The 17,574-nt window shown below is 61.8% G+C and carries 15 protein-coding genes; 3 read left to right on the top strand and 12 right to left on the bottom strand.

The genetic code is table 11. The features are described 5' to 3' along the window. Window positions 1-2 precede the first annotated feature (2 nt). The 3 genes from PJK54_RS16840 to PJK54_RS16830 all read left to right on the top strand — a co-directional run bounded on the left by PJK54_RS16840 (window position 3) and on the right by PJK54_RS16830 (window position 3,626). Window positions 3-632, top strand: coding sequence for a TRAP transporter small permease (locus tag PJK54_RS16840; RefSeq protein WP_144727211.1), 630 nt, complete (start codon window positions 3-5; stop codon window positions 630-632). Next, complete coding sequence (locus PJK54_RS16835) at window positions 629-1,912, top strand: TRAP transporter large permease (protein ID WP_084208291.1); 1,284 nt, start codon at window positions 629-631, stop codon at window positions 1,910-1,912. Before PJK54_RS16840 ends, PJK54_RS16835 begins: the two co-directional genes overlap by 4 nt. A 382-nt stretch (window positions 1,913-2,294) precedes the next feature. Continuing rightward, the gene (locus PJK54_RS16830; RefSeq protein WP_271303425.1) at window positions 2,295-3,626 is read left to right on the top strand and encodes an O-antigen ligase family protein; all 1,332 of its coding nucleotides are present in this window, start codon (window positions 2,295-2,297) and stop codon (window positions 3,624-3,626) included. Between the two features lie 255 nt (window positions 3,627-3,881). Here PJK54_RS16830 and PJK54_RS16825 read toward each other — a convergent pair whose 3' ends face one another. The 12 genes from PJK54_RS16825 to PJK54_RS16770 all read right to left on the bottom strand — a co-directional run bounded on the left by PJK54_RS16825 (window position 3,882) and on the right by PJK54_RS16770 (window position 17,470). Further along, window positions 3,882-5,468: an aldehyde dehydrogenase (NADP(+)) gene (locus PJK54_RS16825; protein WP_271303409.1), complete on the bottom strand. Its 1,587-nt coding sequence runs from the start codon at window positions 5,466-5,468 to the stop codon at window positions 3,882-3,884. Then, window positions 5,465-6,463: an amidohydrolase family protein gene (locus tag PJK54_RS16820; RefSeq protein WP_271303408.1), complete on the bottom strand. Its 999-nt coding sequence runs from the start codon at window positions 6,461-6,463 to the stop codon at window positions 5,465-5,467. The genes PJK54_RS16825 and PJK54_RS16820 overlap by 4 nt, the downstream gene beginning before the upstream one ends. 43 nt (window positions 6,464-6,506) lie before the next feature. Further along, window positions 6,507-7,442, bottom strand: coding sequence for a YncE family protein (locus PJK54_RS16815; RefSeq protein WP_271303407.1), 936 nt, complete (start codon window positions 7,440-7,442; stop codon window positions 6,507-6,509). A 118-nt stretch (window positions 7,443-7,560) separates the two neighbouring features. Then, window positions 7,561-8,607: a TRAP transporter substrate-binding protein gene (locus tag PJK54_RS16810; protein WP_271303406.1), complete on the bottom strand. Its 1,047-nt coding sequence runs from the start codon at window positions 8,605-8,607 to the stop codon at window positions 7,561-7,563. A gap of 95 nt (window positions 8,608-8,702) precedes the next feature. Beyond that, a complete protein-coding gene (locus PJK54_RS16805; protein ID WP_084208304.1) occupies window positions 8,703-9,983 on the bottom strand; it encodes a TRAP transporter large permease subunit in 1,281 nt (426 codons plus the stop codon). After that, on the bottom strand, window positions 9,980-10,630 hold the full coding sequence (locus PJK54_RS16800) for a TRAP transporter small permease (protein WP_271303405.1): 651 nt from the start codon (window positions 10,628-10,630) through the stop codon (window positions 9,980-9,982). Before PJK54_RS16800 ends, PJK54_RS16805 begins: the two co-directional genes overlap by 4 nt. A 158-nt stretch (window positions 10,631-10,788) precedes the next feature. Next, window positions 10,789-11,832, bottom strand: a complete 1,044-nt coding sequence (locus PJK54_RS16795; RefSeq protein ID WP_271303404.1) for a DctP family TRAP transporter solute-binding subunit — start codon at window positions 11,830-11,832, stop codon at window positions 10,789-10,791. A 111-nt stretch (window positions 11,833-11,943) separates the two neighbouring features. Beyond that, the gene (locus PJK54_RS16790) at window positions 11,944-12,957 is read right to left on the bottom strand and encodes an amidohydrolase family protein (protein WP_271303403.1); all 1,014 of its coding nucleotides are present in this window, start codon (window positions 12,955-12,957) and stop codon (window positions 11,944-11,946) included. A gap of 38 nt (window positions 12,958-12,995) precedes the next feature. Further along, window positions 12,996-13,994, bottom strand: coding sequence for a TRAP transporter substrate-binding protein (locus tag PJK54_RS16785; RefSeq protein WP_271303402.1), 999 nt, complete (start codon window positions 13,992-13,994; stop codon window positions 12,996-12,998). A gap of 197 nt (window positions 13,995-14,191) precedes the next feature. Further along, complete coding sequence (gene araD1 / locus PJK54_RS16780; protein WP_271303401.1) at window positions 14,192-15,199, bottom strand: AraD1 family protein; 1,008 nt, start codon at window positions 15,197-15,199, stop codon at window positions 14,192-14,194. A 10-nt stretch (window positions 15,200-15,209) separates the two neighbouring features. Beyond that, window positions 15,210-16,382, bottom strand: a complete 1,173-nt coding sequence (locus PJK54_RS16775) for an L-rhamnonate dehydratase (protein WP_271303400.1) — start codon at window positions 16,380-16,382, stop codon at window positions 15,210-15,212. A 59-nt stretch (window positions 16,383-16,441) separates the two neighbouring features. After that, window positions 16,442-17,470 (bottom strand): 4-hydroxythreonine-4-phosphate dehydrogenase PdxA, encoded by a 1,029-nt coding sequence (locus PJK54_RS16770; RefSeq protein WP_271303399.1) that lies wholly within the window; start codon window positions 17,468-17,470, stop codon window positions 16,442-16,444. Between the last annotated feature and the right edge of the window lie 104 nt (window positions 17,471-17,574).

Genomic DNA, 17,574 nt, shown 5'->3' with positions numbered 1-17,574 from the left:
TCATGAGCTCGCATTCCCATGCGGCCAAGGCAACCTTCCCCACCGAGAGTGGGGAAGGACTGACGGCCAAGGCTGACTTGACAGTGCTGGACAGGATCAACCGTGTGGTAGAACGCTGCCTTGAGGTATTTACCGTCGGCCTGCTGTTGTCGCTGACGGTGATCGTGCTGGCGGCAGTGGCCTTGCGTACCTTCGGTGGCTCCTTGCCGTGGTATGACGAGGTCGCCTCGATCAATCTGGCCTGGCTCAGCTTCTATGGCGCTTGTCTCGCGGCCTTGAAGCGTTCGCACATGGGCTTTCCCGGCTTGATCACCAAGGCGCCCATCGCACTGCGCAGCACGCTGTTCATTACCTCTGAGCTAATCGTGATCGGATTCTTTGCCGTGGTGGGCTGGTTCGGGTATCAGGTGCTGGACGTGCTGGCCTGGGATGCCTTGATCGCCTTGCCGAGCATCGGCCTGGATGTCACCCAGTCGGTGATCCCGCTCAGTGCGGCACTCTTCATCGTGTGTGAGCTGCTGAGCCTGCCCCACGCATGGCGCAAGATGTGTGAAGGCGTCAACAGCGAAGAGGAAGAGATCGCGGAAGCCATCCGCCTGGCCGAGGAAGACCTCAAGGAGCACCGCTCATGACGCTACTGATCATTATCGCGGCCCTGTTCGCACTGGTGCTGATCAACGTGCCCATCGCGGTTGCCATCGGCACGGTGGGGGTCGTGGGGGTGGTGATCTTCATGGGTGTGGACGCGCTGGTGAACGTGCCGCTGACGCTCTTCAATGGCGCGACCAAGTTTCCGCTGATCGCGATTCCGCTGTTCATCCTCGCCGGTGCGCTGATGAACACGTCAGGCATCTCCATGCGGCTGATCAATCTCGTCACGGCGATGGTGGGGTTCGTGCGCGGTGGCCTGGCCATGGTCAATGTCGGGGTGTCACTGTTCTTTGCCGAGATTTCCGGCTCAGCTGTCGCGGACGTGGCAGCCACGGGGTCGGTGTTGATTCCCGAGATGAAGAAGCGCAAGTACACGCCAGAGTTCTCGGCGGCCATCACGTCATCCTCCGCGTCATTGGCGATCATCATTCCGCCGTCGCTGTCGATGATCCTGTATGGCGCCATCGCGGATACCTCCATCGTCAAACTGTTCGTGGCGGGAATCATTCCGGGCCTGTTGGGGGGATTCGGCCTGGCAGTGCTTTGCTACTACTATGCCCGCAAGTACGACATGCCGCGTGAGGCTGCCTTCTCGCTGTCGGCGCTTGGCAAGGCGTTCCGGGAAGCCTTCTGGGCGCTGACGTTGCCGGTCATCATCCTGGGCGGAATCTTCGGCGGCTTCGTGACCGCTACGGAAGGGGCGGGCATCGCCGTGCTGGCGGCGCTGGTCATCGGTGGACTGGTCTATCGCGAGTTGAATCTGCAGGTGCTGTATCGGGCGGTGATCGATGGCGTGATCCAGACGTCCGTCGTCATGCTGCTGGTCGCGACCTCAGCCGTCCTGGGGCTCTTTCTGACCGAGATGCAGCTGCCGCAGCAACTGGCGCAGGAAATCACCTCACTGACCACGGACCCGGTGGCGGTGCTGGCGTTGCTCAATATCCTGCTGCTGTTGCTGGGGATGTTCCTGCATGGTGCAGCGGCCATCATCCTGGTCGTGCCGATCGTGATGCCGCTGATCCAGCAGATCGGGATCGACCCGATCCACTTCGGCCTGATTCTGACGCTAAACCTCGCCATCGGTCAGCAGACACCCCCCGTTGCCTCGGTGCTGGCGACCTCCTGCTCGATTGCCAGAACGGACATGTGGGAAACCACCAAGGTCAATCTGCCGATGATCTTCGTGCTCTTCCTGGTGCTGATGCTGGTCACCTACGTGCCGGCGATTCCCATGAGCCTTGTCGAGCACTTCTATGGGTGAGTGTTTGATTGATAGGTAGAGAGGTAGGTAGATAAGTAGGGCAGTGATGGAGACTGCTCACCAGACACGCCAAGGCCGCCCTTTGAGGCGGCCTTGGCGTGTCTGAAGCAGACGAGTGGTGGATCTAGTGATGTCTCCCGTGCCTCGAAGTTAGATGATTACGATTTCAGAGGTCTCCTACCTATTGGGTCTCTGGCTTGAAGTGCTTGTGGGCCAAGCCTACTTGGCGTATCTGGGGAAGGCTTCATGCTAGCGCTGGCTCTTGAATCTCTTTATCTTCGCATAAATCGTGTCGCTGAATGGTTACGCAGGGGAAGCAAAAAAATTCTTATTGTTGTAACATTTCACTTTTCATCCTGTCTGGAGATGGTGAGTGAGTATTATGGTTATAAATAAGTGGGATGAAGGGGCTGGCTGGCATAGTCCAACATGGTTGCGGTACATCGGCGTAGCCGCCCTGATGATATATACATTTTGTAATATACCGGCAGGCAATATTGCCAAGCCAGCAGAAACCTTGCTGGCCTTCTCTGGCTTGATCGCCTTCTGTCTCTGGGGGAAAGGATTTCGACGTCCAGTACTTCTATTGCTCGGGGCAGTCGTGGCGGTGCAGTTGATCTCCTGGTGGGCAGGATTGTCTCATCATCCGCAATGGATGGACTCGTCGCCAAGATTGGCACTGCTTGCCAAGCTGTTCATATTCATCAGCGTCGCCTGGTGGCTACGCGGCAGTACGCGAAATACACTGCTCCTATGGGGAGTAGCGGCGACGGGTTTTTTATTGACAACCTTTTTTCTGGCTCCGTCGAATGATGAAAACTGGATAACAGGACTTTCCGGTGAGAGAGCTGATTTTGGCATACGCAATGCGCAACATTCCGCAATGTTCTTTGGTACTTTATTATTGGGGCTGGTAGCATTTTCTAAACGTATCTGCCAGCCAGGGAGTCGCCAAGGAGCGCGCATTACCTTATGGGGAATGGCAGTGATTATCGCGCTGGCAGGTATAGTCGTTGGTCAAACGCGGGCAGTCTGGATTGGTACGATAGTATCACTGGGTTTGGGGCTGTCGGTCTGGGGCGGCTTTGTCGTAATGCGTCGTGGTGTCCGCCAATTCTTAAAATACCTATCAATATTTGTGGCTGTATTAGCCTTATTGGTGGTAGTGTTTGGAGTAGGTTTGGGGGATTCACTAGAAAAGCGTGTCAATAAAGAAAGTGATGTAATATCCCATGTGTTGCAAGGTGAGTTTTCCCAGGTCTCTTATTCGAGTGTAGGCCTTCGGGTCAATAGTTGGATTGAGGCAAGCAAGTGGATTGCGGAGCGCCCACTAGTGGGATGGGGAGCAGAAGGCAAAAAGCTCGTGATGCGTGAGACAGCCAGATTTCCGGATTGGGTGAGGGAAAATTATGGTCATCTACATAATTTCTTCATGGAGACGTGGGTAGCTTATGGCCTATTGGGTGTGCTGGCCATAGGTGCATTAATGATATGGATCGGTCGTGCGACCTGGTTGGCTTGGCGAGCAGGAGTCATGCCAAGTGATATGGCTTTCTTTGGAATGATATTCTTTGTCTACTGGATGATCATCAATCAGTTTGAGTCGTACGACTCTTTCTGGACAGGATTGTATATCCATAACATTATCGTAGGTGGGTTGGTCACTCATTACTGGCGTTGGCGTCATGAGCAGCAGAGACAGATTGAAGATTAGCCTGATATCCCTTTCATGCCTCAGTGATATTGAGGGGCTCATGTTTTAGTAAGGCATTGAACATCCAAGCCCCACACAGTTTTCTCTGTGTGGGGCTTTTTTCATGCTGGAACATCTCTGGAGCGAAAGTGTCTCTTCATTTCGGTAGCTGCTGTCTCGCGCTATCGGGAATGCGGTAGTCCCTGATATCGGCAAGAGTGGCTGGCATATCATCTCCCGCCGCTCGCTGACATCAGACGTTATGCTTCATTGATCTCATCGCATGACCTGGCGCTCCCCACCCACCAAGCGGCTGATGTCTGAGGGCGCATCGTGCTTGAGCTCCGGCGGGAGCAGGGCATCCGGCAGGTCCTGATAGCAGACCGGACGCAGGAAGCGGTGAATGGCGGCGGTGCCCACCGAGGTGGTGCGGCTGTCGGAGGTGGCGGGCCAGGGGCCGCCATGCACCATGGCGTCACAGACTTCGACCCCTGTCGGCCAGCCATTCACCAGGATGCGGCCTGCACGACGCTCCAGCACTGGTAGCAAGTGGCAGGCCGCGGTGTGATCTGCCTCATCGAGATGCAGCGTGGCGGTCAGCTGGCCTTCGAGTGCACTGCAGACCTGCTTGAGCTGAGCGAGATCCTCGCATTCGACGATCAGCGAACTTGAGCCGAACACTTCCGCCTGCATGGCCTCATTGGCAAGAAAGTCACTCGCCTGGGTGCTGAACAGCTGTGTCTGACACGGGCTGGCGATGGGAGAGTCGCTTTCGCCACTGGCCAGACAGGTGATGCCTGGCTGTTCGGACAGGCTCGCGACGCCTTGGGCATAGGCCTTGTGGATGCCGGGTGTCAGCATGGTCTGCACCGGGCTTGCCTGGATGGCAGGGATGGCCGCCTGCTTGAAGCGTTCCAGCGCTGCGCCTTTCACTGCCAATACCAGCCCCGGGTTGGTGCAGAACTGCCCGGCGCCCATGTTGAGCGAGCCGACGAAGGCCTCACCCAGCAATTCGGCGCGGGCTTCCAGGGCCGCTGGCATCAGGATGACCGGATTGATGCTGCTCATCTCGGCGTAGACCGGAATCGGCTGCGGACGCGATTGGGCGAGCGTCAGCAGGGCGGTGCCACCACTGCGCGAGCCGGTAAAGCCGACTGCCTGAATCTCGGGATGCTTGACCAGTGCCTGACCGACCTCATTGCCGGGTCCGAACAGCAACGAGAAGACGCCTCCCGGCATCTGACAACGCCTGGCGGCGCGGGCCACGGCCTGACCGACCAGTTCCGAGGTGCCCGGGTGGGCCGAGTGTCCCTTGACCACGACCGGACAGCCTGCGGCGAGTGCGGAGGCGGTATCGCCGCCGGCCACCGAGAAGGCCAGCGGGAAGTTGCTGGCACCGAAGACGGCGACCGGGCCAAGCGGGATCTGACGCTGGCGAAGGTCTGCCCGCGGCAGGGGAGTGCGCTCCGGCAGTGCAGGATCGACGCGCACATCCTGCCACTCACCGCGACGCAGCACCTTGGCGAACAGCTTGAGCTGGCCGCAGGTGCGACCGCGTTCACCGTTCAGGCGTGCCTCAGGCAGGCCGGTTTCCTGCATTCCGCGCTGGGTCAGGGTCTCACCGAGTGCCTCGATCTCCTCGGCGATGGTCTCGAGGAAGAGGGCTCTTTCTTCAGGCGTCGTGGCGCGATAGGCATCAAAGGCCTGGCCGGCCAGTCGGCAGGCGTCTTCCACATCCCCTGCATTGGCCCCCGGGTAGCCGGGCGCCAGGCGCTCTCCGGTGGCCGGATTGATGGCGTGGATCGCCTCGCCCTTGGCGGCAAAGCTGCGCTGTCCGATGAGCTGATGGCCGTTGAGTGTCATGGTGCCTCCTGTCTGGCATGTTGGGTGATAGCGGCAATCGGCAGCCGATACCAGTGAATGGCGTTGTCGTGCAGAACCTGGTCGAACGCGATCTGGCGTTGGTCGCGAGACGCCGTCTGCGCGATGGCACCCGTCACCAGCGATAGCCAGTCGCCATAGCTGACCTTGAGGCCGGAGACCGGGAAGTTGCTGGCGAACAGGCAACGACGGGGGCCGAAGATGTCCAGTACCTCGCAGAGCAGTTCGTGATTGGCGCTGGTATCCCAGGCATGCCAAGGCGTGCCCAGTTCCGAGAGCTTGACGGCGACATTCGGGTTCTCGGAAAGCGCCCGCATGCCTGCGCGCCACTGGGCGAGGCCTTCCGGCGTGCGATCCCACGGCAGGCCGCTGTGATTGAGAATGACGCGCAAGCCGGGGTAGTCCTGAAGCGTCGTGGCTGCCTCTTCGAGATGCCAGGCGGGCACGCGCAGGTCCCAGCTCAGGTCACGCGCTTTGAGCAGCGCCAGTCCCTCGCACCAGCGTGGGTCCTGCAGACTGCCGCTGGCTCCCGTTACCGACTGGCGGGTCTGAGGTGTGGCGGCGGTGACCGGCTTGGCACGCACGCCACGAAACAGCGCTGAGTCACATTGCGCGTCCAGCTGTGCGGCGCACGCCTCAGTGCCGAAGGCCGCCCAGCCGACATGCGCACTCGGCAGGCCATGAATGGCTGCTTGCTCGGTAATCCATCGCGTCTCTTTCTCAGCCTGTGGGCGTGACGCTTCGGCTTCACAGTGCACGCTGCCCACCAGCCGGAAGCCCTCAGGCACCAGGCGCTTCAAGTCCGCGGCCACAAAGGGCCGGCGGATCGCGGCGTAATCGCCGAGAAAGAAGTTCTCCACCGGCGAGTCTTCCAGCCAGGGATACGCCACCTGGCCATCCAGCGCCCAGAGATGGTGGTGCGCATCGATCAGCGGCTGGCTTTGTGAAGGTTCGCGCTGTATTGGGGTATCCGTCATGACTGGCTCGTGTCCTGGCAAGAAGTATCAAGTGCCAACTGATTCAGTGGTCACGCACCAGCAAGCAAGACACGTCCGGCTCGGCGCGCGTCGCGAAGCTTCGACGTACCTGACCGCTCTCCAGATCCAGCACCGCGATGCGATCCCCCTTGAGCGAGACAAAGGCCTGCTCGCCATCCGGATGGAAGCTCATCGCGATGGGAATCGCCTCGAGCTGGATGGTGCCCAGCGGTGCCAGCGTTTCATCGAACAGCGATAGCGAGCTTTCGCCGTAATTGGTGGTGATCAGGCGGCCCCTGGGGTCACGGTAGATGCGATTGGGGTCACGTCCGGTGGTCGCCGAGGCGCGCACGGTCATCGATTCGGTATCCACCGCCACGATGCTGTCGTCATCGCGATTGCTGATGAACAGGGTGCGGCCATCGGCGGACAGGCTGTTGCCTTCCGGCTTGCGGCCCGGAATCATCGCGATGGGCGCGAAGGTGGCATCGTGCGGCTTGAACTTGGTGATGGTGTTGCTGAGCAGGTTGATGCCGTAGGCCCAGTCGCCTGCCTTGGTGAGCGCGAACAGGTGAGTCTTGTAGCCACCGGAGGACACGGCCAGGTCTGGCGTGGACTGGGTCAGGGGCGTGTTGAACAGCAAGAGGGTGTTGTGGCCCTCGCTCATCGCATACAGACGATCCTGCTCATCGATGCCCAGCCCATGGATTCGGTAGTACGGCCAGGTGCTGAGCGTGTTGACCAGCGTGAAGGTCTCGAGATCGACCACGAACACCGAGCAGCCGCCCTGATCGCCGATGCAGTCGGCGCCGAGGATGCCGTAGTGGCCCACGAAGGCATAGCGGCCAGTGGAATCCACCACGAACTCATGCGGGTAATCCGGCAGGCGCAGATGGTTGAGCTCCTCGCCGCTGGTGGCATCGTAAAGGCTCAGGGTGTGTGCGCATTTCTGGTTGAGCAGCAGAGCATCTCGGGACATGACATTTCTCCAATCAGCGAGGGCCTGTTTGTCAGGGCCTGGATATCAGGCTCTGGTTATCAAAGGCCTGTGCCCTCGCTGGAGTGACAGATAGGGAAAACGAAAAAGCGCTTGTGCGTTACTGAGTCACGGCGGCCGTGGTCTTCTGCGTGCCTTGCGGCTGGGCGTTGGTCGCGACATCGGCACTGGCCTGACTGGCGCCCTGGATGGCATCGATCCAGTCGCGACCATTGGCGGCGATATAGCTGTCCCAGGTGGGCAGCACGACCTTCTGGAAGGCGGCGGTATCGACATCGGTCTCGATCTTCATGCCCTTGGCGGCCAGTTCAGCCAGAATCTTCTGCTCGTTCTTCGCGTTCAGTTCACGCTGATAATCACCGGCCTCACGTGCTGCGCTCACCAGCACCTGCTGATACTCCGGTGACAGGCTCTCGAAGGTGTCGTCGTTCATCACCATCAGCAGCGAGGTGTAGGCCTGGTTGGTCAGTGACAGGTAGTCCTGGACCTCATAGAAGCCCGCCGACCAGACGATGCTGATCGGGTGGTCCTGCGCGTCGACCGTGCCGGTTTCCATCGCGGTGTAGAGCTCGCCCAGCGGCATCGGCACCGGATTCGCACCCAGCAACGAGAAGGCCTCGATCAGCGACTTGTTGGAGTTGGTGCGCATCACCAGGCCGTCGACATCGGCGGGCGTCTTGATTGGATGTTTCGAGTTGGTCATCGCACGGAAGCCGACTTCCCAGAAGGCCAGGCCCTTGAGGTTGTCTTCCTTGAGCAGAGCCAGGGCATCGTCGCCGACCTTGCCGTCCAGCACCTGATAGGCCGTCTTGCGGTCCGGGAAGATGTAGGGCAGATCGAAGGCGCCCAGCGCCGGCTTAAGGCCCGCGAAGTTGGGGTTGCCGGACATCTCGATATCGATGGTGCCGCTGCGCACGCCGGCGATCATCTGCTGGTCGCCCCCGAGCACACCATTGCCGAAGATGTTGACGGTGATCTCGCCATCCGTGCCTTCCTTGACCAGCTCGGCGAAGCGCTCGGCCGCCTGTTGCTGGGTATCGGTGGTCGGGGCCGCGTGGGCCAGCTTGAGCACGGTGGCTGCATGCGCGGCGCTCATTGGCGCAAGGAGAAGCAGGCTGGCGAGGGAGGTCTTGAGCATGGGTGTCATGGAAAGGCTCTCTTGTCGTTGTTGTCGTGAGTGGCGCTGTTGTCGTGAATGGCTCGGTTGTCGTGAGTGGCGCTGGCGACCTGCAGTACTGAGGGTCAGTCGGTCATCCAGTACAGGGGAACGGTGATGATCTGCGGGAAGGCCACGAACAGCAGCAGGATCACCACATAGGCGAGGGCGAAGGGCGCGACACCGCTGACCGCCTTCTCGAACTTGAGGTTGCCGACGCTGGTGATCACGTTGAGCACGTTGCCGACCGGCGGGGTGATCAGGCCGATGGCGCAGTTGAGGACGAACATGATCCCGAAGTAGACGGGATCGATACCGGCCAGCTTGACGATGGGCATCAGGATCGGCGTGAGCACCAGAATGGTCGGCGTCAGGTCCATCACCATGCCGACCACCAGCACGATGCCCATGATGGCAAGCATCAGGATGCGCGGATCATCGGCCAGCGGCTGCAGCAGACCGGCGACCATCAGCGGCAGCTGGGCGATGCTGATCAGCCAGGAGGCGACCATCGCGGCGGCCACCAGGAACATCACGATGGCGGTGCTGCGCGCGGCCTGGGCGAGGACGGCGTAGAGCTGGCTCAAGTCCAGTTCGCGGTAGACCACGGTGGCGACGAAGATGGCGTAGACCGCGGCGACCACGCCGGCTTCGGTCGGGGTGAAGATGCCGCTCTTGATGCCCCCGATGATGATGACCGGCAGCATGATGGCCCAGAAGCTGTCCTTGAGTGCCTTGAGGCGCTCACGTCCGCTGGCCTTCTTGGTGACGACCAGATCTTCCTTGCGGGTCATGAACAGCCACATCACCACCAGGGTCACGCCCATGATCAGCCCCGGCACGATCCCGGCGAGGAACAGCTTGCCGATCGAGATGCCACCGGCGACCCCGATGATGATCAGCGGAATCGAGGGCGGGATGATCGGCGCGATGATCCCGCCGGCGGCCATCAGGCCGGAGGAGCGGCCCAGCGGATAGCCTGCCTTGCGCATCATCGGCAGCAGCATGCTGGCCAGCGCAGCGGTATCCGCGACGGCAGAACCGGACAGACTGGCCATGACGATGGCGGCGAAGATGGCCACGAAACCCAGTCCGCCCTTGCGGTGACCCACCAGCGACATCGCCAGCGTGACGATGCGTTGGGAGAGCCCGCCACGCGACATCACTTCCCCGGCGGTCAGGAAGAAGGGAATGGCCAGCAGGGTGTAGCTGTCGGCGCCGTTGACGAGGTTCTGGGCCAGGATCTGCGAGTTGAACAGATCCAGGTGCAGCATCAGCACGATGGCACTGACCAGCAGCGCAAAGGCGATGGGGAGGCTCAGGCCGATGGCGGCCAGCAGGGAGCCGAGGAAGAGCCCGATGGTCATGGCGTGTCTCCTTGCTGATCAGATGAGGGGCTGGCGGCATTCGGTGGCGTGATGCCATGCAGGGCAAGGGGCGTCAGCAGTCGCCAGAGCAGGATCAGCGACATCAATACGCCTGCCATCAGGCCGGCGAGATAGAAGACGCCGACGGGAATGCCGCTGATGGGGGAGAGATTGCGCCAGTTGAGCACCGTCTGATCGAAGCTGCCCTTGAGCAGCATCAGGCAGCAGCCGAGCATCACCAGGGTGACGACGCGATCCAGCACCCTGCGACATGCCGCCGGCAGCTTGTCGGCGAAGGTGTTGACGCTCAGGTGCTCCTGACGGATCAATGCCGTCACGGCGCCCATGAAGGTGACCCAGACGAACAGGAAGCGGGACAGCTCGACGCTGATCGAGATGCCGCTGTTGAAGCCGTAGCGCAGCACGACATTGACGAAGACCAGCGCGATCATCGCCACCAGTGCCAGCACCATCAGCAGGGTGAGGGCCTTCTCCAGTCCCTTGAAGATCGTCGTGATGCCGGCGGCAGTGCGGGTAGGCGCCGCTGACGCCAGCGGGGTGGCGTGGCTTCCCCGTGACTCGGAGGAGGGCGCGATGGGCGGTTTGATCGACATGGATAACGGCATCTCTTGGGTCAGTTTGTTCATGGTGTTATCCCCGAAGGAAGCATCTCGATGACGGCGCGGCAGTGCGACGCTGTGGCGGGGCGTGGCAGCACTGCCGCGGGTCGTTTTCTGAGACTGGTCACCGGAACTGGTCACCGGGACTGGTTGCTCAGACTGGTCGCCGGGACTGGTTATGTTGACTAACGGGCGTCGGCCAGCGCTGCCTGGAATTGCGTCACCACCGCCGGGTCCAGCGCCTGGGTGTGCTGCTGGATCACCGGTGCCAGTGCCTCACGCATGCGCTGACGTTCACTGTCCGCCACCACGTTGACGGTCATCTTGTCCTGCAGCTCGCTCAGCAGTTCCTCGTTCATGGCGCGGCTCTGCGCACGCTGATACAGCGTGGCTTCACGAGCGGCCTCGCGGACCAGCTGGCGTTGGGCGTCATCGAGTGACTGCATGAAGCCTGCCGAGGCGACCAGTACCTGGGCGTCATAGGCATGCGCGGTACGCGACAGGTACGTCTGGACCTCGAAGAAGCGCTTGGCGTCGATCACGGTGTAAGGGTTTTCCTGACCATCCACCGTGCGGGTTTCCATGGCGGTGAACAGTTCATTGACCGACATGGGCACAGCGTTGGCATTCAGTCCGTTGAAGAGGTCGATGTAGAGGGCGTTCTGCATGGTGCGAATCTTGAGGCCCTCGATGTCCTCGAGCGTCTCGATGGGACGGCGGCTGTTGGTCATGTGACGGAAGCCGTTCTCCCAGTACTCGAGTGCCACCAGCTTCTTGTCATCGAGGCTTACGAGCAGGGCACGGCCGGCCTCGCCATCCAGCACCGCATCGGCGTGTTCACTGTCATCGAACTGGAAGGGCAGGCTGACGATGTTGAAGTCAGGGTTGAGGCTGCTCAGCGTGGCGGTGGAGGGCGCGGTGAAGTCCAGGGTGTTGGACTGCAGCATCGAGGTCATGTTGACGTCATTGCCCAGAATGCCGTTGGAGAACACCGTGATGGTGATCTCGCCGTCCGACTTCTCCTCGACGAGCTCCGCAAACTTCTTGGCGCCCAATGTCTGGGGATGCGCCTCCGGCAGGCTGGTGCCCATGCGCGCGGTGATCTCGGCGTGGGCGGTGGTCGCGAAGGTCAACATCAGCCCCAGGGTGGAGACCGTCTTGAGCAGAGCGTTCGTGTGCTGGGCTTTGTTGAGCAGCGTTTTGTTGAGCAGAGCGTGGCGGATGGACATGGCGAATTCCTTGCGAGTTGTTGTTATGGCAATCGTTGTTATGGCAATCGTGGTGATGGCGATCGTTGCTGAGTAGATCGTTGCTGAGGTGTCCGCTGCGGTGTCGATCGGTCACTGGACGCTGGTGTCCAGCGAGTAGCAGCGCACGGCGTTGTCGCAGAACAGCGCGAGTCGCTGCTCGGGACTGAGCGAACGACTGAGTGTCTTGAAGCCCTGAAACAGCGTATCGAGAGAGGTCACCAGCCCATCGACCGGGAAGTTGCTGGCGAACATCACGCGCTGGGCCCCGAAGTGATGCAGCACGCTGTCGAAGACCTCGCGGTTGTCTTCCAGACGCCAGGCCTGACCCGCAATCCCGAGACCCGAGAACTTGATCATCACCTGCGGCCAGACGGCGACCCTGGCGAGGGCATGTGACCATTCCCGCAGGGTGTCGGGATCACGATCCCCGGGCACGCCGGCGTGATTGATCACCACCGGCATCTCGGGATGGCGCTCCAGCAGCGGCAGCAGTTCCGCCAGGTGCCACCAGGGCACCTGCAGCTCGAAGATCAGCCCGTGGCGGGCGACGTCACTGACGCCGGACTGATAACGCGGGCAGCGCAGCGAGCCGGGCAAGGTGTGGGTGGCAAGCGCCGGATCGTGGCGCTCCAGTGCGGCCGGCTTGTGACGGACACCCTTGACCCTTCTTGATGTGCAAAGGCTCTCGAGCTGCTCGCCGATGTCATCCTGATCCAGCCAGGCCTGGGCGATCATGGCATCGGGCCAGCCGCTCTCGCGGGCAGTCTCCTCGATCCAGCGCACTTCCTTGAGCGCATCGCCCCGCACCCATTCCGCCTCCATGTAGACGCACCCCAGCACCCGGTGCGCCTCGCCCGCCGCCTGGAGATGCTCTGCGGGGAGGTAGGGGCGACGGATCGCGGAGTAGTCGCCGTAGCGGAAGGGGATCATCGGCTCATCACACAGCCAGGGGTGGTAGTTCTGCGTCGGGTCCCAGACATGCATGTGGGCATCGATGATCGGCAGATCTTCCTCCTGGCGGCTGGCCAGATAACGTGCGCGCTGCTCGTCCAGTTCCGCCAGAGGCACAGGCATCACCGGAGCTTGGAGTGAGTCAGAGAGCATGGCGTGCCTCCTTGCATGGGCGAGTCAGGCGAGCGTGATCAGCGCGCAAGCGCGGTGTCGATGCGATCCAGCAGCTCGCTGCCGTGCTTCTCGGTGAACTCGGCGCGTACCGACTCGGCGACCTTGGCACGCATGCTGGCGGTATCAGGCTCACGCACGACCTGCATGCCTTGCTCCTCGAGGAAGGCCAGATCGCCCTGCTCATTGTCATGATTGAGCTGACGCTGATAGCGGGCCGCTTCCTGAGCTTCTTCCTTGATCAGGGTCTGCAGTTCGGGCGCGAGGCTGTCGAATGTCTGCTTGTTCATGATCAAGGGGGCGGCGGTGTAGGCGTGTGCGGTGAGCGACAGGTGCTCCTGCACGGAGTACAGGTTGGCGGAGCGGATCAGGCTGACCGGATTCTCCTGGCCATCCACGGTGCGGGTTTCCAGCGCGGTATAGAGCTCCGCGAAGGGCATCGGGGTCGGATTGGCGCCGAGTGCCTGGAAGGCGGCGATATGCGCCGGATTCGGGGTGGTGCGCAGGGTCAGGCCGCTGACGTCATCGGCGTTCTCGACCGCGCGTCGCGAGTTGGTCAGGTTGCGAAAGCCGATTTCCCAGAAGGCCAGTCCTTCGATCTGTTGCGGCTGCATGGCGGTCAGCAGCTCCTGGCCGATATCGCCATCCAGCACCTGATAGGCCTGCTCACGGGTGTCGAACAGGAAGGGCAGGTCGAGAACGTTCAGCTCGCCGACCAGCCCGCTGAAGTAGGGGTTGCCTGAGAGCTCGATATCGATGGTGCCGCTGCGCACGCCCGAGATCATGGCCTGGTCATTGCCCAGCTGACCGTTGGGGAAGATCTTGACGGTCAGTTCACCGTCACTGCGTTCTGCCAGACGTTCAGCGAAGAGTTCGGCGGCCAGGTGCTGTGAGTCGGTGACCGGATGTGCATGCGCGAAGGTCAGCGAGGTGGCGGCATGTGCGGGTCCTGCCATTGCCAGACTGAGCAGGGCGGTGGACAGGAGGGTGGCGGTGGTGTGGCGGGTCGAGAGTGTCATGGCGAAGCCCTTTTCTCGTTATTGTCGTGATGCTTCTGATGCGTACAGGCGTTATTGAGGTCGGTGTTGCTGGTGCTGTTGGTGTTGCTGGTGCTGTTGGTGTTACCGGTGCTGGTGCTGACGGGATCAGGGCCGGGTGGTGGCGAAACCCTCCAGGCCCTGATCCCTCCTCTATGGCTCGTACTGATCAAGCGTGCTCACAGCACCGCCATGGCGGATGGCTGCTCAGCGTCGTTGGCGTGGCTCTCGAACGCGACGGGATTGCGCAGTGCACGCCCGAAGGCGGGCAGTTCGATCTCGAAGCGATCGCCTTCCTGCACCTTGATCTGATCGGCGAAGCTCAGGGTGGCGGTGCCGAAGAAGTGCACGTGCAGATCCCCCGGCGCGCGGAACTGGGCGTACTTGAAGTGGTGGTGCTCCAGATTAGCCAGGCTGTGGGCCATGTTGGCCTCACCGGTCAGGAAGGGCTTCTCCCACAGGGTCTGGCCGTCGCGGGTGATGCGGCTGGTGCCTTCCAGGTGCTGGGGCAGCTCGCCGATCAGCAGTTCAGGGCCGTAGCTGCAGGCGCGCAGCTTGGAGTGGGCCAGCCACAGGTAGTTGGCGCGCTCGGTGATGTGGTCGGAGAACTCGTTGCCTACCGCGTAGCCGATGCGATGCGGCTGACCGTTGGCATCGTTCAAGTACAGGCCGACCAGCTCGGGCTCTTCACCGGCGTCTTCGGCAAAGGCCGGCACGCTGATCGCGGTTTCCGGTGCCACCACGATGCTGCCGTCACCCTTGTAGAACCACTCCGGCTGCGCGCCGACCTGCCCCTCGGCAGGCTTGCCGCCCTCGAGCCCCAGGCGGAACATGCGCATCGAGTCGGTGAGACTCGCGTCATCCTGCGCCTGAGCGGCGGCATGCATGGCGTCGCGGGTATCGGCGCTGCCCAGGTGAGTCAGGCCGGTACCGGTGACGGTGCAGCGCGCGCGATCCGGGTGGGTGACCGGCGGCAGCAGTTCGCGGCGATCGATCGCCTGCTTGTAGTCGACCAGGGTGTGCGAGTAGTGCTGTTCGATCAGCGCGCTGAGCCCGATGCCCAGCTCGATGGCGCGAGAGGCCAGCTCATAGGTGCCACCCGGGAAGTCGAGCAGGCGCAGCTGGTCGCGGCTTTCGACCACGGCGACCCGTGGGCCGTTGGCGGTGCGAAGTTGGACGAGTCTCATGATGGCTTCCTCACTCGATGATGTTGAACTGATCGAAGTAGTCGCTGTTCAGCTCAAGGCCCAGCCCCGGGGTCTCTTCGTCGAGGTCGATGAAGCCGTTCACCGGCTCCGGGTCGCCCTTGAAGATGTAGTAGAAGAGCTCGTTGCCGATCTCGACGTCATGCACCGGGAAGTATTCGCTCATCGGGGAGGCCAGTGAGGCCATGGTCAGGTGGTAGTTGTGCATCTGGCCGGCATGCGGGATGACCGGCACGCTGAAGGATTCGGCCAGGGCGTTGATCTTGCGCGCCGCGGTGATGCCACCGACCCGGTTGGTGTCGTACTGGATGACGGAGACGGCACGCTTTTCCAGCAGCTGGCGGAAGCCGTAGTGGGTGAATTCGTGCTCGCCACCGGAGATGGGAATGCTGGTCAGCTGATTGAGTTCGGCGTAACCATCGATGTCATCGGCGATCACCGGCTCTTCCAGCCAGCGCGGCTGGAAGCGCTCGAGCTTCGGCAACATGCGCTTGGCGTAGTCCAGGTTCCAGCCCATGTAGCACTCGAGCATCAGGTCGACATCCTCGCCGATGACTTCGCGCACGGCGGCGACGCTATCCAGGTTGGCACGCACGCCCTCGACGCCGTCACGCGGACCGTAGCCGAAGCGCATCTTCATGGCGGTGAAGCCTTGATCCAGATAGGACTGTGCCTCTTCCTGCATGCCCTTGAGGTCGGTGCGGTAGAGCTTGGAGGCGTAGCAGGGAATCTTCTCCTTGGTGCGCCCGCCCAGTAGCTTGAAGACCGGCTTGCCGACCGCCTTGCCCATGATGTCCCAGATGGCGATATCCACGCCGGAAATGGCGGCCATGCCGATGCCCTTGCGGCCCCAGGCGTGGGTGGAGCGGTACATGCGCTGCCACAGGTATTCGTAGTCGAAGGGGTCCTGACCGATGATCAGCGGCGCGAGGTACTGATCGATGATCGCCTTGGCGATGCGCGGGGCGAGTGCCACGTTGCCAAGCCCCACCAGTCCGTTGTCGGTCTCGATTTCCACCACCGTCCAACCGTGGAAGCGGAAGGTGCCCATCGAGTCGCCCTTGTCCCACAGCTCGTCCATGGCGTTGGAGCAGAAGTGGGCCGTGGGGGGGACGGTGTGGCCTTTCCATTCGAAGACGCGAGTTCTGACCTTGGTGATTTTCATCGGATTATCCTTGTTGTGGATGACGTTGGCGCAGATAGGTGAGCAAGAGTGACAAGGCGTCAGGCCGACGCGGTCTCGAGGCGCAGCGCGCGCAGGTTGGTGCCCATGCGCTTGGCAATCGCGAAGGCATTGCGGGTCGGGTTCACGTCCGCCTTGCCCTGGCCGGCGATATCGAAGGCGGTGCCGTGGGCCGGCGTGGTGATGGGGATCGGCAGGCCGCCCTGGACGGTGACGCCGGACTTGAAGCCCAGCAGCTTGATCGCGATCTGCCCCTGGTCGTGGTACATGGTCACGATGGCGTCGTACTCGCCATCGCGTGCCTTGAGGAAGATGGTGTCAGCCGGGAAGGGGCCTTCCACGGGATAGCCCTGGGCGCGGCACTCGGCGACGGCCGGCGCGATGACATCGATCTCCTCACGCCCGCAGGTGCCGCCCTCGCCACCATGCGGATTGAAGGCGGCCACGGCGATGCGCGGCTGCTCGACGCCGGCCAGTGTCAGCGAGTCATGAATCAGCTGGCTGGCGGCGATGATGCGCTCCTGAGTGACGTACTCGGCAGCATCCTTGAGCGGGATATGCGAGGAGATGCGCGAGGTCCACAGCGTCCCCAGGGTGTTGAACTCGCAGAAGTAGCCCTTGACGCCCAGCGTCTCGGCGAAGAAGTGCAATTCATCTTCATGGCCCAGGCCGCCTTTCTTCATCGACAGCTTGTTGAGGGGCGCGAAGCAGATGGCGTCGACTTCCTCGTTCTGGGCCGCTTCCAGGCAACGAGACAGCACCGCGAGGGTCGAGGCGCCACAGGCGGCACTTTCCTCGGCCAGCGTCACCTTCTGCTGTGCCACGCTCTCCACCAGCATCAATGACAGGCCTTCATGTTCACGGGCTTCCGCGAAGCTTGTGACGCGTGGCAGCTCGGTGAAGAGCCCGGCCTGGCGTTGGCCCTGCTCCCAAAGCCACTGATCCCCGACCAGCACGCTGTGGGTCTCGGCGAACTGCTCGGGTTCCGCGATCAGGCGAGCGATCAGCTCCGGGCCGATACCGGCGGGATCACCGAGGGTCAGGGCAATGACAGGGCGTGTTGCGGACATGGGGTCAGCCTCTTGGTGGTGTCGTCGTTGTTGTCGTTGTCGATCGATGTGGTAGATCGTGTCGATGTCAGGCGTGCTCAGCAGTTCGGCCTCTGGCGTGAGGG

The organism is Cobetia sp. MMG027, assembly GCF_027947415.1.
Classification (GTDB): Bacteria; Pseudomonadota; Gammaproteobacteria; order Pseudomonadales; family Halomonadaceae; genus Cobetia; species Cobetia marina.
The sequence above is the reverse complement of the archived record's forward strand: the minus strand, read 5'-3'. Positions and strand labels throughout refer to the sequence as shown.

Excerpts from the sequence above, each read along its gene's own strand:
- PJK54_RS16805 (WP_084208304.1), bottom strand. The coding sequence starts at position 9,983 with ATGACCATCGGGCTCTTCCTCGGCTCCCTGCTGGCCGCCATCGGCCTG.
- araD1 (WP_271303401.1), bottom strand. The coding sequence starts at position 15,199 with ATGAGACTCGTCCAACTTCGCACCGCCAACGGCCCACGGGTCGCCGTG.
- PJK54_RS16825 (WP_271303409.1), bottom strand. The coding sequence starts at position 5,468 with ATGACACTCAACGGCCATCAGCTCATCGGACAGCGCAGCTTTGCCGCC.
- PJK54_RS16820 (WP_271303408.1), bottom strand. The coding sequence starts at position 6,463 with ATGACGGATACCCCAATACAGCGCGAACCTTCACAAAGCCAGCCGCTG.
- PJK54_RS16810 (WP_271303406.1), bottom strand. The coding sequence starts at position 8,607 with ATGACACCCATGCTCAAGACCTCCCTCGCCAGCCTGCTTCTCCTTGCG.
- PJK54_RS16840 (WP_144727211.1), top strand. The coding sequence starts at position 3 with ATGAGCTCGCATTCCCATGCGGCCAAGGCAACCTTCCCCACCGAGAGT.
- PJK54_RS16790 (WP_271303403.1), bottom strand. The coding sequence starts at position 12,957 with ATGCTCTCTGACTCACTCCAAGCTCCGGTGATGCCTGTGCCTCTGGCG.
- PJK54_RS16815 (WP_271303407.1), bottom strand. The coding sequence starts at position 7,442 with ATGTCCCGAGATGCTCTGCTGCTCAACCAGAAATGCGCACACACCCTG.
- PJK54_RS16800 (WP_271303405.1), bottom strand. The coding sequence starts at position 10,630 with ATGAACAAACTGACCCAAGAGATGCCGTTATCCATGTCGATCAAACCG.
- PJK54_RS16830 (WP_271303425.1), top strand. The coding sequence starts at position 2,295 with ATGGTTATAAATAAGTGGGATGAAGGGGCTGGCTGGCATAGTCCAACA.
- PJK54_RS16775 (WP_271303400.1), bottom strand. The coding sequence starts at position 16,382 with ATGAAAATCACCAAGGTCAGAACTCGCGTCTTCGAATGGAAAGGCCAC.
- PJK54_RS16795 (WP_271303404.1), bottom strand. The coding sequence starts at position 11,832 with ATGTCCATCCGCCACGCTCTGCTCAACAAAACGCTGCTCAACAAAGCC.
- PJK54_RS16770 (WP_271303399.1), bottom strand. The coding sequence starts at position 17,470 with ATGTCCGCAACACGCCCTGTCATTGCCCTGACCCTCGGTGATCCCGCC.
- PJK54_RS16785 (WP_271303402.1), bottom strand. The coding sequence starts at position 13,994 with ATGACACTCTCGACCCGCCACACCACCGCCACCCTCCTGTCCACCGCC.
- PJK54_RS16835 (WP_084208291.1), top strand. The coding sequence starts at position 629 with ATGACGCTACTGATCATTATCGCGGCCCTGTTCGCACTGGTGCTGATC.